Raw genomic sequence first — 13470 nt, forward strand, 5'->3', positions numbered from 1 at the left:
GAGCCGAGCCGTTCCCCGAGCATTGCACGCCTACCCATCGCTCACGGTCCCTCGGACGGGTGATTACGGGGGCGTTCTTCTGTCGTCGGCCGCATGGCGCTCAGGACTCTGCCTTACGGTGCACCCTCGCGACCCAGTCCGCCGGTTTGCCGATCTCCGCCTTGGTCGGGAGCGTGTTGGGGGAGGTCCAGACCCGGTTGAAGCCGTCCATACCGACCTCTTCCACGACGGCGCGTACGAAACGTTCGCCGTCCCGGTACTGGCGCAGTTTCGCGTCCAGGCCGAGGAGTTTGCGCAGCGCCAGGTCGAGGCGGGACGCCCCGCGGGCGCGGCGCTGCTGGAACTTCTCGCGGATCTCGGCGACGGACGCCACGACGTCGGGGCCGACGCCGTCCATGACGTAGTCGGCGTGGCCTTCGAGCAGGGACATCACGGCGGTGAGACGGCTGAGGATCTCCCGCTGGGCGGGCGTCTGGACCAGTTCGACGATGGACCGGCCCTCGTCCTCCTCGTCGTCGGTACGGCCGCCGGCCAGGGACTGGGCGGCCTCCCTGATGCGTTCGAGAACGGTCATCGGGTCGACCTCGGTCTCGGCGAGGAACGACTGGATTTCGCCCTCCAGGTGGTCGCGCAGCCAGGGCACGGCCGTGAACTGGGTGCGGTGCGTCTCCTCGTGGAGACAGACCCAGAGGCGGAAGTCGTGGGGGTTCACGTCGAGTTCGCGCTCGACGTGGACGATGTTGGGGGCGACCAGGAGGAGCCTGCCGCCGCCGTTCGCGGCGGCCGGGAGGTCGCGGGTGGCGGGGGCGAAGGTCTCGTACTGGCCGAGGACGCGGGACGACAGGAACGACAGGAGCATGCCCAGCTCGACGCCGGTGACCTTGCCGCCGACGGCGCCGAGTACGGCGCCGCCCGGGGTGGAGCCGCGGCGTTCCTGCATCTTGTCGAGGAGCGGTTTGAGGATTTCGCGGAATCCGGCGACGTTCGCCCGGACCCAGCCTGGTCGGTCGACGACGAGGATCGGCGTGTCGTGCACGTCCCCGTCGCCCATCCTGGTGTACGTCCGGACGTGTTCCTCGGACGATTTGGCGTGCCGGCGCAGCTCGGCGACGACGGCGCGGGCCTCGTCGCGGCTCACCTCGGGTCCCGGCCGCACGAGCCGGGTCGCGGTCGCCACCGCGAGATTCCAGTCGACCATCTCGGCACCACCGATGCTCGTCATGCGTCAACGGTACGTGGTCGGCTCCGCCTACGGTGAGGGATAACCCCACGCTTTCCCCGCCACCCGGCCTAACCAGGGCCCCGAACGCCCCCATCCCCACCCCCCGCCCCCGGTGCTCGGCCCCGGCCCCCAGCCAGAAGCAGGAACAGGGTCTGCGCCCCAGCCCCCACCACCCCGGCCGCTCGGCACCGCCGGAATGCGCCGTCCCGCGTCCTGCCGTCGCGGCGGAGAAAAGGGGTGGTGGAGAAAAGGGGCGGTGGAGAACAAGGGGCGACCGGACTGCCCTCCCCCCGGCCGTCTCCCGCCCACGCCCCCAGCGCGAGAACCCACAGGAGCTGCAACCCCGCCCCCACCAACCCGGCCGCTCGGCACCACCGGAATGCGCCGTCCCGCGTCCCGCCGTCGCGGCGGAGAAGAGGGGGCGGTGGAGAACAAGAGGGGCCTGGGCTGCGCACCGGCCGACCTGCTCACCCGCCCAGGCCCGCGGCACGAAGACCACCAGGGCCATCGCCCCAGCCCCGCCACCCCGGCCGCTCGGCACCGCCGGGAACGGACCATCCCGCGTCCCGCCGTCGCGGCGGCGGATGGGCGGCGGCGGAGACGAAGGCGTGAGAGAAAGCGGGCGGCGGCGAAGAAGGAGCGACCCGACCTGCACACCCGCCCTCCCTCTCACCCCGCCCACACCCCCAGCGCCAGAACCCACAGGAGCTGCACCCCGGCCCCCAGCACCACAGCCGCTCGGCACCACCGGAATGCGCCGTCCCGCGTCCCGCCGTCGCGGCGGAGAAAAGGCGGCGGCGGACGCATGGGGGGCCGGGCTGCGCGGCTGCTGTCTCTCCTGGTCCCTGCTCGCTGGGGGTGCTCCACGGGCGCCCAGCACCGTTGATCTGGTTTGTCCCTGGGGCTGCGGCACGCGAGAAGGGGGGGGTGGGTGGGGCAAAAAGCTGTCGCGCAGCGGCAGGTTCGGGTTAGCGGCAGCCGCAGTTCGCCAGAGTTGTGGCCAGGTGGTCCAGGGTGGATTGGGTGGTGGTCGGGTCCGCTGAGGGGCCGTCCGACATGAAGGTGAAGGTGAGGAGGCGGCCGTCGGCGTCGACCACTGTGCCGGCCAGGGTGTGGACACCGGTCAGGGTTCCTGTTTTGGCGCGGACCACACCCGTTCCGGGGGCGTCCGGACCGTCGGCGTAACGATTTCTCAGGGTGCCGGTGAAGCCGGCGACGGGCAGGCCGGTGAGGACGGGCCGCAGCTCTGGGCGGGCGGGGTCGGCGGCGCGGGAGAGGAGAGAGGTCAGCAGGTCGGCCGTCAGACGGTCGGCCCTGTCCAGGCCGCTGCCGTCGGCGAACCGCGCCCCACCGAGCGGAAGTTCCAGCTTGTCCAGGGCCCGGTGGACCGCCTTGCCGCCCCCCTCGAAGCTGGCCGGCTCCCCCACCGCGACGGCCGTCTGCCGCGCCAGCGCCTCCGCGATGTCGTTGTCGCTGTTCGTCAGCATCCGCTCCACCAGCGCGGACAGCGGCGCCGACCGGACGGCGCCCAATTCCTCCGCCCGCCCCGACGCCTTCGCGCCCACGGGCTCGCCCTTCGTCCGGACCCCCCGGTCCCGCAGCAGCTCGGCGAACTTCCGCGCCGCGTCCCCCGCCGGATCGGTGCTCCGGGGCGCCGTACCGGACGACGAGTCGTCGAGCCGCCCCTCGTCCACCATCAGGGCGCTCACGGGCGCGATGTTCTCGTTCGGGCCGATCGGGTGGGTGGGCGGACCCGCGTACAGGGAGGTGTCGTACGCGACCGTGACCTCCGTCGTACCCCGGGATTTCAGGGCGCTCGCCGTCTCGTCGGCCAGGGTGCGCAGCGACGCGTTGCCGGCCGCGTCCGCGCGCGCGGTCAGCGTGGGGTCGCCGCCGCCGACGAGGACGACCTCCTTGGCGTCCGGTTCGGCGACGGTCCGGGTGGTGATGCGGTGGTCGGCGCCGGCCGCCGAGAGCGCGGCGGCGGCCGTCGCCAGCTTGATGGTCGACGCGGGGGTCAGCGCCGCACCCTCGTCGCGCCCCCACAGCCGCTCCCCGGTCACCGCGTCCACGACGGCGGCGCTGCGCCGGGTGCCGGCCGGCAGGGAGCCGCCGAGCAGCGGCTCCAGGACGTCGCCGAGCGCCCGCCCGGTCGGCACCGGGGCGCCCCCGGTCGGGGCGCCGAGCGCGGTCAGGACGGACGGCGCGCTGGGCGCGGCCTTCGGGACCCCCGTACCCGTACGCCCCGTACCGCCGGTAAGCCCCGTACCGCCGCCACCGTCGCCGTGATCTGTGCCACCCTCGGCCTCGCGCTCGGCCGCCCAGTCGCGCTCGGCCGTGCGCTGGCCCGAGGAGTCCCAGGGGCCGGCGACGGCGATCGACCCGGCGGCGACGGCCAGGCCGACCACGGCGGCACCCGTTGTGACCTGCCACGTCCTGAGCTGTCCGGGGCGGACCGACCGCAGGGCCGACAGGTGGGTCACCGAGCGGCGCGCGATCCGTACGGCGCGCGGCCACGGCTTCAGCTCCGGCACGACCGACCAGCCCCTTTCGCGATCACACACTTGCGTGAGGGACACTTAATCACTGCGTCTTGCCTGAAAGTGTCACGAGACAGTGTCACGAAGAATGATGTGCTGATCATGGAGGAGCCACCGGTGGAGTTCGACGTCACGATCGAGATTCCGAAGGGTTCGCGGAACAAGTACGAGGTGGACCACGAGACCGGTCGGATCCGCCTGGACCGTCGGCTCTTCACCTCGACCAGCTACCCCGCCGACTACGGCTTCGTCGAGAACACCCTCGGTGAGGACGGCGACCCGCTGGACGCGCTGGTCATCCTGGACGAGCCGACCTTCCCGGGCTGCCTCATCCGGTGCCGCGCCATCGGCATGTTCCGCATGACGGACGAGGCGGGCGGCGACGACAAGCTGCTGTGCGTGCCGGCGTCCGACCCGCGCGTGGAGCATCTGCGGGACATCCACCACGTGTCGGAGTTCGACCGCCTGGAGATCCAGCACTTCTTCGAGGTCTACAAGGACCTGGAGCCCGGCAAGTCCGTCGAGGGCGCCAACTGGGTGGGCCGTACGGAGGCCGAGGTCGAGATCGAGCGGTCCTACAAGCGCGCCGAGGAGTCGGGCGGCCACTGAGCCACCGACCGTCGTACGTACGGGCCGTGTGTTCCTGAGGGGGCACACGGCCCGTTCTGGTGCCCGTGCTCCCGTACTCCGGTTCTGGTGCGCGTGCTCATACTGGGCATACGAACTACGGCCGTACCCCCGATTCGACTGGGACGTAGTGGGTGAGTGAGCAGGAGTCGTCCGAGGACCGCGACCGGAAGCCGTCGTCGGACGAGGCGCGCAGCGCCTTCAGCCAGCCCGCCGGTGTGCAGCCGCAGGCAGCGGCGGCGCCGGAGGGCGAGTCGCAGACGACGTCCGAGTTCGCGGTGCCGGACGGTCTCGCGGCGCCGCCGGCCACCCTGGCAACCCCGGCGGACGAGGGCTCGGCGTTCAGTACGCCCCGTACCTACAGCGCGCGGTCCGCGCCGCCCGCCTTCACTCCGCCGTCCGGTGTGCCGGTGGTGCGGCCGGCCACGGAGGCGCCCTGGCAGGACCGGATGCGCACGATGCTGCGGATGCCGGTCACCGAGCGGCCCGCACCGGAGCCGGCGCAGCGGCACGGGGACGAGTCGGTACCGGCCGTTCCGCGCGTACTCGACCTGACGCTGCGGATCGGGGAGCTGCTGCTCGCGGGCGGTGAGGGCGCCGAGGACGTGGAGGCGGCGATGTTCGCCGTGTGCCGGTCGTACGGGCTCGACCGCTGCGAGCCGACGGTCACCTTCACGCTGCTTTCGATCTCGCACCAGCCGTCGCTGGTGGAGGACCCGGTGACGGCTTCGCGGACGGTACGCCGCCGGGGCACCGACTACACGCGGCTCGCGGCCGTGTTCCGGCTGGTGGACGACGTCAGCGACCCGGAGACGGAGGTGTCGCTTGAGGAGGCGTACCGGCGGCTCGCGGAGATCCGCCGCAATCGGCATCCGTACGCCGGATGGGTGCTGACGCTGTCCAGCGGGCTGCTCGCGGGCGCGGCGTCGGTGCTGGTCGGCGGTGATCTGATCGTGTTCGTGGCCGCGGCGGTGGGGGCGATGCTGGGTGACCGGCTGGCGTGGCTGTGCGCGGGGCGGGGGCTGCCGGAGTTCTACCAGTTCACGGTCGCCGCGATGCCGCCCGCCGCGATGGGGGTGGCGCTGACGCTCGCGCACGCGGACGTACGGGCGTCCGCCGTGATCACCGGTGGGCTGTTCGCGCTGTTGCCGGGGCGGGCGCTGGTGGCGGGGGTGCAGGACGGGCTGACCGGCTTCTACATCACGGCGGCGGCACGGCTCCTTGAGGTCCTGTACTTCTTCGTCGGCATCGTCGTGGGCGTGCTGATCGTCCTGTACTTCGGTGTCCGGCTGGGCGCCAAGCTGAATCCGGATGCGGCGCTGCTGGTGATCGAGCGGCCCGGGTGGCAGATCGCGGCGTCGATGGCGTTGTCGCTGTGTTTCGCGGTGCTGTTGCAGCAGGAGCGGTCGACGGTGCTCGCGGTGACGTTGAACGGGGGTGTGGCGTGGGTGGTGTACGGGGCCCTTCACTACGCCGGTGGGATCTCGCCGGTCGCCTCCACCGCCGTCGCCGCCGGGCTGGTGGGGCTTTTCGGGCAGTTGTTCTCGCGGTACCGGTACGCGTCCGCGCTGCCGTATGTGACGGCGGCGATCGGGCCGCTGCTGCCCGGTTCGGCGACGTACTTCGGGCTGCTGGCGATCGCCCAGAACAACATGGATGCGGGACTGGTCTCCCTCACGAAGGCGGCGGCCCTGGCCATGGCCATCGCGATCGGCGTGAACCTGGGCTCGGAAATCTCCCGCCTCTTCATCCGCATCCCCCGGGGAGCCCCGGTGGGCGACCGCAAATCAGCGAAGCGGACGCGGGGTTTCTAAGGAACGTGGGCCACGGAAGTCCCCGCCCACCCGACTCCCGCACCGACGCTCCCACCCACCCACCCAAAAGCCAGCAAGCCTCGCTCCCCCCACACCCGAAACCCCGAATCACACGGCTCGCCACCACGGACACGGCGGGAAAGAAACGCCGCGACGCACGCGGAACAGACACGGCCGAGGCAAGGCGAAGCGCCCGCTACGCGGGCAGAACAGACGACGCCAGGACAAGGGCCATTGCACCGCCGGTCCACGCCGCGGTGGCACACCACCGTCGCGGCGGGAAAGAAGAACGGACGCGGTCGAGCCCCGCCCTACCCCGGGCCCCGCCCACAACCCCCCACACCCCCGACCACCGGAACCCGGGCGCCCCACCCGGGCGACCAAACATCCCCCGCTACCGCCTAGCGTGCCGCCCCCGCTGAGGGTTCTCCGGGGACGACCCCGACCCCTGGTCGCCCGACTCCGCCGCCGCCTTCTTCGAGCCTCGGCGGGCCCGCCAGAATTCGATGATGATCGGGACGACCGAGATGAAGACGATGAGGATCAGGATCGCCTCGACGTTGTCACGGACGAAGGTGTGCTTGCCGAGCCATGCGCCGAGGAGGGTGACGCCGGCGCCCCAGAGGATGCCGCCGAGGATGTTGAACGTGATGAACGACCGGTACCGCATGCCGCTGACGCCCGCGATGATCGGCGTGAACGTCCGGACGATCGGCACGAAGCGGGCCAGGACGAGCGACTTCGGGCCGTGCTTCTCGAAGAATTCGTGCGCCTTCGCCACGTTCTCCTGTTTGAACAGGCGTGAGTCCGGCCGGTTGAACAGGGACGGGCCGACTTTCTTGCCGAAGAGATAGCCCGCCTGGTCCCCGAGGATCGCGGCGATGCAGATCAGTACGCACACCAGCCACAGCGGCATGTCCAGCTGCCCCGTGGTCACCAGCAGACCGGTGGTGAAGAGCAGCGAGTCACCCGGCAGGAAGAACCCGATGAGCAGGCCCGACTCGGCGAAGACAATGATCAGCAGGCCATAGATTCCGAACTCGTTCAGCAGGTAATTCGGGTCCAGCCAGCTCGGTCCGAGAGCAAGCGTCATCACGGTTCCGGGCTCCTGAGGGGTGAAAGGGGTGGACGGCTGTCCGTGCGCCGCCAAAGCTATCAACGCCAGGCGACACGCTGGGGTTCCACCCAGCCCCCTGGAATCCGATTGTTTTCCCGGTGTGCGGGCGACCCGCCGTACGGCCAAGCTGTGCGGGACAGCATCGCGCGCCGGCGCGGGCGTCCCGGAAGGTGGATCGCGTGGGTATCGAGGAGTACGGGGGCGGCATGAGCCCCCAGTCCGACGTGCTGGTGGTGACGACGAACGACGTGCCCGGCTACCAGGTGACGCGGGTCATCGGCGAGGTCTTCGGCCTCACCGTGCGCTCGCGCCACCTCGGCAGCCAGATCGGCGCCGGGTTGAAGTCGATGATCGGCGGCGAGCTGAAGGGCCTCACGAAGACGCTGGTGGAGACTCGTAACCAGGCGATGGACCGGCTCATCGAGCAGGCACGCGCGCGGGGCGCCAACGCCGTCCTCATGTTCCGCTTCGACGTGACGGAGGCGGCGGACGTCGGCACCGAGGTGTGCGCCTACGGCACCGCCTGCGTCATCAGCCCCCTGTAGCGGCCGGAACCACGACCAACTTCATGTCCTGCGCGCGGCGTTCGCGAGAATCGCCGCGCGCAGGTACGCCGCGAGGCCCGGCTTCGCCTTGTCGATGTTCCGCGTGAACCGCTCGTCGGCGATGTACATCTCCGCGAGACAGACGTGCATCTCGTACGGGCACGTGTAGTGGTGCCGCGTGATCTGCCCGCGGTGGTCCTCGGCGGCGTCCATCGCGGCCTCCGAGTCCGCGGGCTCCCCGGCCTCCATCAGCGCGACGAACCGCCGCGTGAGCGCGTCGGCCTCTCCCTGGATCCTGGCCCAGTCCTCCTTGGTGTACGTGGCCGCCTTGCGCTGCGACTCCGCGTAGGCGTCGGTGTCTCCCCAGCGCTGTTCGACCTCGTCGGCGTACTGGTCCGGGTCGAAGTCCCCGAACACCTCGAACTTCTCCTCGGGCGTGAGGTTGATGCCCATCTTCCGTGCCTCCATGGCGGTTTCGACGGCGGCGGCCATCCGCCGCAGTTTCTCGATACGGGCGGTCAGCAGCTCGTGCTGACGGCGCAGGTGCGCGCGCGGGTCGGCGTCGGGGTCGTCGAGCAGGACGGCGACCTCCTCCAGCGGGAAGCCGAGTTCCCGGTAGAAGAGGATCTGCTGCAGCCGGTCGAGGTCGGTGTCGCTGTAGCGGCGGTGTCCCGCGTGGCTGCGCCCGCCCGGCGTGAGCAGGCCGATCTCGTCGTAGTGGTGCAGCGTCCGCACCGTGACACCGGCGAACCCGGCGACCTGCCCCACGGAGTAGTTCATGACACGCTCCCTCCTTCCGTCCGCGCGGGCCTTCCCTCCGCTCAGGGTGGCTCCTCACGTCGCGTGAGGTGCAACCCCGCTTTATCGTGGGCCGTGCCCGTAGCCACCCCGTCACCCACCGTGAGGGAGGCCCCGCCGTGCCCCTGCACAAAGGTTCCGGCAAGTCCGACGAGCGCCCGATGTCGGTCAACCCGTTCTTCGGTGACGCCAACCCGGTCGGTGCCATGACCGACGCCCCGCCGAAGCACCGGCTCCCGGACGGGCCGCTGACGCCGGCGAGCGCGTACCAGTTGGTGCACGACGAGCTGATGCTCGACGGGAACTCACGGCTGAACCTGGCCACCTTCGTCACCACCTGGATGGAGCCGCAGGCCGGGGTGCTGATGGCCGAGTGCCGCGACAAGAACATGATCGACAAGGACGAGTACCCGCGCACGGCGGAGCTGGAGCGGCGCTGTGTGGCGATGCTCGCGGATCTGTGGAACGCGCCCGACCCGTCGGCCACCGTCGGCTGCTCGACCACCGGTTCGAGTGAGGCGTGCATGCTCGCCGGGATGGCGCTCAAGCGGCGCTGGGCGCTGCGCAACGCCGACCGCTACCCCTCGCGCGAGGCCCGCCCGAATCTGGTGATGGGCGTCAATGTGCAGGTGTGCTGGGACAAGTTCTGCACCTTCTGGGAGGTCGAGGCCCGGCAGGTGCCCATGGACGGCGACCGCTACCACCTCGACCCGCGCGCGGCGGCCGAGCTGTGCGACGAGAACACGATCGGGGTCGTCGCCGTCCTCGGCTCCACCTTCGACGGTTCGTACGAGCCGGTGAAGGAGCTGTGCGCCGAGCTGGACGCCCTCCACGCGCGCACGGGGCTCGACATCCCGGTCCATGTGGACGGCGCGTCCGGCGCGATGGTGGCGCCGTTCCTCGACGCGGACCTGGAGTGGGACTTCCGGCTGCCGAGGGTCGGCTCGATCAACACGTCGGGGCACAAGTACGGGCTTGTGTACCCGGGGGTCGGCTGGGCGCTGTGGCGATCGGCGGCCGAGCTGCCCGAGGAGCTGGTGTTCCGGGTGAACTATCTGGGCGGTGACATGCCGACGTTCGCCCTGAACTTCTCGCGGCCCGGCGCGCAGGTAGTCGCGCAGTACTACACGTTCCTGCGCCTGGGCCGTGAGGGGTTCCGCGCGGTGCAGCAGACCACCCGGGACGTCGCGATGGGGCTCGCGCGGCGGATCGAGGCGCTGGGCGACTTCCGGATGCTGACGCGGGGCGACGAACTGCCCGTGTTCGCGTTCACGACGAAGGACGACGTGAAGGCGTACGACGTCTACGACGTGTCGCGGCGGCTGCGCGAGGCGGGCTGGCTGGTGCCCGCGTACAGCTTCCCGGCGAACCGTGAGGACCTGTCCGTGCTCCGGGTGGTGTGCCGCAACGGTTTCTCGGCCGATCTGGCGACGCTGTTCCTGGGGGATCTCAAAAGGCTGATGCCGGAACTCCGGGGCCAGCCCCATCCGTTGACCAGGGACCGGGCCGCGGCGACGGGCTTCCACCACTGAGACGCCCCCTGCGGGGAAGCCCACCACCGCGACCCGTCCGCTACTTGCTGAGCGCCCCGAACTTCCGTACCGCCAGCGGGAAGAACACCGCCACCATCAGCAGCGGGAACACCACCGCGAGCGCGCCCGCGTGGTCGGCCGCCCAGGACGTGCCGGTGCCACCGGGGTTGCCGAACAGGTCGCGTACGGCGGTCGCGGTCGCGGACATCGGGTTCCATTCGACGGCCGCGCCGAGCCAGGACGGCATGGAGTCGGGTGTGGCGAGGGCGTTGGACAGGAAGCCCACGGGCCAGACCAGGATCTGCACGGCCTGCACCAGCTCCGGCTTGCCCGCGACCATCGCGAGGTGGATGCCTAGCCACAGCATCGCGAACCGGAGCAGGAGCAGCAGCCCGAAGCCGCCGAGGAGAGCGGCGAAGGAGCCGTCCCAGCGCCAGCCGATCGCCAGGCCGACGCCGAGCATGACCAAAAGCGCGGCAGCGGACTGGAGCATGTCCGCGACCGAACGCCCCACGAGAACGGCGCCCTTGGTCATCGGCATCGATCGAAACCTGTCGATCACGCCTTTGTTGAGATCCTGCGTGACCGCGACCATCGTGGCGTCCAGACCGAAGGCCATGGTGAGCGCGAGCATGCCGGGCACCAGGAAGTCGACGTAGTCACCGGACACGCCCCGGCCGCCGCCGATGAGGAAGCCGAACATCAGCAGGAGCATCACCGGGAAGGCGAGGCCGACGACGACCTGGACGGGCTGTCGCGCCCAGTGGGCGAGTTCGCGCCGGGTCATCGTCCAGGAGTCGGCCAGCACCCACCCGATCCGGCCGCCCCCGCCCCCGCCGTCGACGCCCCCGCCGCCGCCCCCACCGCCACCATGCGCAACGGCCACCCCGCCGCCGACCTCGGTCTGATACGTGGTCATGCCGCCCCCTTCGTCAGGTTCAGGAACACTTCGTCCAGCGTGGGCCGCCGTACGGCCACGTCCTCCGCCTCGATACCGGCCTCCTCCAGCGCGCGCAGGGTCCGGGTGAGCGCGGCCATGCGGTCGGCGACGGGCGCGCTGAGCAGCCGCCGGTCCGCGTCCACGACGGCGCCCTCGGGCAGCAGCCGGGCCGCCGCGTCGAGTTGGGCGGTGTCGCGGACCACCACGTCGATACGGTCGCCGCCCGTCCGCGACTTCAGCTCGTCGGCCGTGCCGTCGGCGATGACCCGCCCGTGGTCGACCACCGAGATGCGGTGCGCGAGCTGGTCCGCCTCCTCCAGGTACTGCGTGGTCAGCAGGACGGTGGTGCCGCCGCCGACGAGGGAGCGCACCGCCGACCACACCTCGGCGCGCCCGCGCGGGTCGAGTCCGGTCGTCGGCTCGTCCAGGAACAGCACCGCCGGTTCGGTGATCAGCGACGCGGCGAGATCCAGCCGCCGCCGCATGCCGCCGCTGTACTGCTTGACCGCCTTGCGGCCCACGTCCGCGAGCCCGAACCGGTCGAGCAGTTCGGCGGCCCTGGCCCGCGCGCGGGCGGCGCCCAGGTGGTGCAGCCGTCCGAACATCTCCAGGTTCTGGCCGCCGCTCAGCTCCTCGTCCAGCGCCGCGTGCTGGCCGAGCAGTCCGATCCGGCGGCGTACGTCGTCGGCCTGGGTGCGGACGTCCCGGCCCGCCACCTCGACCCGGCCCTCGTCGTGCCGGAGCAGGGTCGCCAGGACCCGGACCAGGGTGGTCTTGCCCGCGCCGTTGGGACCGAGGACGCCGTGCACGGTGCCGCGTGCGACCCGCAGATCGAGTCCGTCGAGTGCGCGTTTCGTCCCGTACCGCTTGTGTGCACCCTCCACGACGATCGCGTCGCCGCCGCCCGGGTCCCCTGACCTCACTGAGCCCACTTCGCCCTCCACCATCAGCCACCTTCCCCAGTAATCAAACTTGACTACCGGCCCGCGACCATATTCCCTCCACCTCGATTGGTCAAACTTGATTAGCTGGAACAGCCGGCCGAATCCGGCTCAGCCACGGTCCCCGGGATGCGTCTCGCCCGTCGCATACGGGTTCTCCTGGCCCTCCGTGAGCACCCCGACGAACGGCTCGCCCTCACCGGCGAACGTGTACGCGCCACCCTCGATCCGCTCGATCAGACCCCGCGTCCACTCGGCGCCCCCGTCGGCCGTGTGCAGCCACATGTTCATGATCTCGCCGATATGGCCGTACTGACCGGGCCCCTCCTCCGGCACGTAGTGCTCGACCACGGCCGCGCGCCACTCCTCGATCCCGCGCACCCGCTCCTTGAGCAGCGCCACGACCTCGTCGCGCTCCAGCTCCACGAGCAGCCCGAGCGCGGCGGACAGCACGTCGGTCCTCTGGTCGTACTTGGTCAGGGCCTCGCGCAGCAGCGTGAGGAACTCCTCCTCGCCGCGCTCGGTGATCTCGTACTCGACGCGGGGCGGGCCGCCGACGGTGGACGGCGCGACCTCGTGCGCGAGCAGGACGCCCTGCTTGGCCATCTGTTTCAGGGCGTGGTAGATCGACCCGGGCTTGGCGTTCGACCACTCGTGGGCGCCCCAGTACTCCAGGTCGTTACGCACCTGGTAGCCGTGCGCCCGCCCGTGCTGACGAACGGCCCCGAGCACGAGCAGACGGATCGCTGACATGTGATCCACCCTAGAGCGCCGACCCCACCCACCCGGCCCCGCCCCGCGTCACACAGCCCGAGGGCCACCGCGCCGCGCCGCCCCGTCCAGATCAAGCGCCACTGCGACCGATGTGCTCGATATGGAGCGTGCCCGTGTCCGAGTCGACGCGATAGAGAATGCGCCAAGGACCGTGACGCAGGCGCCGGTGAGCAGTGCCCCAGGCACGGGATCCCTCGGGTCGATCATTCTCCGCGAGTTGATCCGTGGCCCGCAGGAGCGCATCGACACCTTGCGGATCGTCCTTGAGGTGCCCCGCAGCGGCGTCGAGTGCCGCAGGCTCCCACGACACCTGCCAGGTCACTCGCCCCTCCCCGCCGCTTCCAGCAGTGCGCGGCGCGCCTCGGCGTGAGGAATGGCGGACTCGGCCCGCCCCAGCGCACGATCGCGCTCCAGGCGGGCGAGCGCGAGGGCGTCCTCCAGGTCTTCCAGCTCCGCCGGAGAAATGAGGACGGCGGCCGGAACGCCGCGATCGGTCAGCGTGATGTGCTCATGCTGGGCCGCCCGGCGGGCGAGTTCACCGAGCTTGCCTCTGGCTTCCGCGATGGGATACGTAGCAGACATGCATCTACTGTACACCTACATTCACATCTGCCTCGCCC

General features: G+C 71.0%; 13 protein-coding genes. 4 read left to right on the top strand and 9 right to left on the bottom strand.

Translation table 11 applies throughout. The features are described from left to right. Positions 1-100 precede the first annotated feature (100 nt). Together ACIQNU_RS14515 and dacB are read right to left on the bottom strand one after the other, a co-directional pair. Entirely contained in the window at positions 101-1222 is a 1122-nt protein-coding gene (locus ACIQNU_RS14515) for a zinc-dependent metalloprotease (protein WP_401365762.1), read from the bottom strand. Between the two features lie 968 nt (positions 1223-2190). After that, complete coding sequence (gene dacB, locus ACIQNU_RS14520; RefSeq protein WP_401365764.1) at positions 2191-3756, bottom strand: D-alanyl-D-alanine carboxypeptidase/D-alanyl-D-alanine-endopeptidase; 1566 nt, start codon at positions 3754-3756, stop codon at positions 2191-2193. 123 nt (positions 3757-3879) lie between these two features. On the opposite strand from dacB, the gene ACIQNU_RS14525 reads away from it, so the two are divergent. Then, entirely contained in the window at positions 3880-4371 is a 492-nt protein-coding gene (locus tag ACIQNU_RS14525) for an inorganic diphosphatase (RefSeq protein ID WP_389892993.1), read from the top strand. Between the two features lie 152 nt (positions 4372-4523). Next, a complete protein-coding gene (locus tag ACIQNU_RS14530; protein WP_401365766.1) occupies positions 4524-6203 on the top strand; it encodes a threonine/serine exporter family protein in 1680 nt (559 codons plus the stop codon). Between the two features lie 394 nt (positions 6204-6597). Here ACIQNU_RS14530 and ACIQNU_RS14535 read toward each other — a convergent pair whose 3' ends face one another. Next, complete coding sequence (locus tag ACIQNU_RS14535) at positions 6598-7299, bottom strand: DedA family protein (RefSeq protein ID WP_401365768.1); 702 nt, start codon at positions 7297-7299, stop codon at positions 6598-6600. A 200-nt stretch (positions 7300-7499) separates the two neighbouring features. Between ACIQNU_RS14535 and ACIQNU_RS14540 the strand changes: the two genes are divergently transcribed. Continuing rightward, complete coding sequence (locus ACIQNU_RS14540) at positions 7500-7865, top strand: YbjQ family protein (RefSeq protein ID WP_401365770.1); 366 nt, start codon at positions 7500-7502, stop codon at positions 7863-7865. Between the two features lie 21 nt (positions 7866-7886). Here the strand turns inward: ACIQNU_RS14540 and ACIQNU_RS14545 are convergent, their stop codons facing one another. After that, positions 7887-8645, bottom strand: coding sequence for a MerR family transcriptional regulator (locus tag ACIQNU_RS14545; protein ID WP_401365771.1), 759 nt, complete (start codon positions 8643-8645; stop codon positions 7887-7889). 137 nt (positions 8646-8782) lie between these two features. Here ACIQNU_RS14545 and ACIQNU_RS14550 point away from each other — a divergent pair, with 137 nt between their 5' ends. Further along, on the top strand, positions 8783-10195 hold the full coding sequence (locus ACIQNU_RS14550; RefSeq protein ID WP_401365773.1) for a glutamate decarboxylase: 1413 nt from the start codon (positions 8783-8785) through the stop codon (positions 10193-10195). Positions 10196-10235: 40 nt separating this feature from the next. On the opposite strand, the gene ACIQNU_RS14555 is transcribed toward ACIQNU_RS14550, so the two are convergent. The 5 genes from ACIQNU_RS14555 to ACIQNU_RS14575 all read right to left on the bottom strand — a co-directional run bounded on the left by ACIQNU_RS14555 (position 10236) and on the right by ACIQNU_RS14575 (position 13432). Continuing rightward, positions 10236-10982, bottom strand: coding sequence for an ABC transporter permease (locus tag ACIQNU_RS14555; RefSeq protein WP_401366402.1), 747 nt, complete (start codon positions 10980-10982; stop codon positions 10236-10238). Positions 10983-11110: 128 nt separating this feature from the next. Beyond that, a complete protein-coding gene (locus tag ACIQNU_RS14560; protein ID WP_401365775.1) occupies positions 11111-12082 on the bottom strand; it encodes an ATP-binding cassette domain-containing protein in 972 nt (323 codons plus the stop codon). A gap of 105 nt (positions 12083-12187) precedes the next feature. Continuing rightward, positions 12188-12829, bottom strand: a complete 642-nt coding sequence (locus ACIQNU_RS14565) for a PadR family transcriptional regulator (RefSeq protein ID WP_401365777.1) — start codon at positions 12827-12829, stop codon at positions 12188-12190. 91 nt (positions 12830-12920) lie between these two features. Continuing rightward, entirely contained in the window at positions 12921-13172 is a 252-nt protein-coding gene (locus ACIQNU_RS14570; protein WP_401365779.1) for a type II toxin-antitoxin system RelE/ParE family toxin, read from the bottom strand. Next, on the bottom strand, positions 13169-13432 hold the full coding sequence (locus ACIQNU_RS14575; protein WP_401365781.1) for a type II toxin-antitoxin system prevent-host-death family antitoxin: 264 nt from the start codon (positions 13430-13432) through the stop codon (positions 13169-13171). The genes ACIQNU_RS14570 and ACIQNU_RS14575 overlap by 4 nt, the downstream gene beginning before the upstream one ends. Between the last annotated feature and the right edge of the window lie 38 nt (positions 13433-13470).

The sequence above is a fragment of the Streptomyces sp. NPDC091292 genome, from assembly GCF_044757265.1.
Lineage (GTDB): Bacteria > Actinomycetota > Actinomycetes > Streptomycetales > Streptomycetaceae > Streptomyces.

Coding starts and splice junctions, on each gene's coding strand:
- ACIQNU_RS14575 (WP_401365781.1), bottom strand. CDS start 13,432: ATGTCTGCTACGTATCCCATCGCGGAAGCCAGAGGCAAGCTCGGTGAA.
- ACIQNU_RS14565 (WP_401365777.1), bottom strand. CDS start 12,829: ATGTCAGCGATCCGTCTGCTCGTGCTCGGGGCCGTTCGTCAGCACGGG.
- ACIQNU_RS14515 (WP_401365762.1), bottom strand. CDS start 1,222: ATGACGAGCATCGGTGGTGCCGAGATGGTCGACTGGAATCTCGCGGTG.
- ACIQNU_RS14545 (WP_401365771.1), bottom strand. CDS start 8,645: ATGAACTACTCCGTGGGGCAGGTCGCCGGGTTCGCCGGTGTCACGGTG.
- ACIQNU_RS14555 (WP_401366402.1), bottom strand. CDS start 10,982: ATGACCCGGCGCGAACTCGCCCACTGGGCGCGACAGCCCGTCCAGGTC.
- ACIQNU_RS14560 (WP_401365775.1), bottom strand. CDS start 12,082: ATGGTGGAGGGCGAAGTGGGCTCAGTGAGGTCAGGGGACCCGGGCGGC.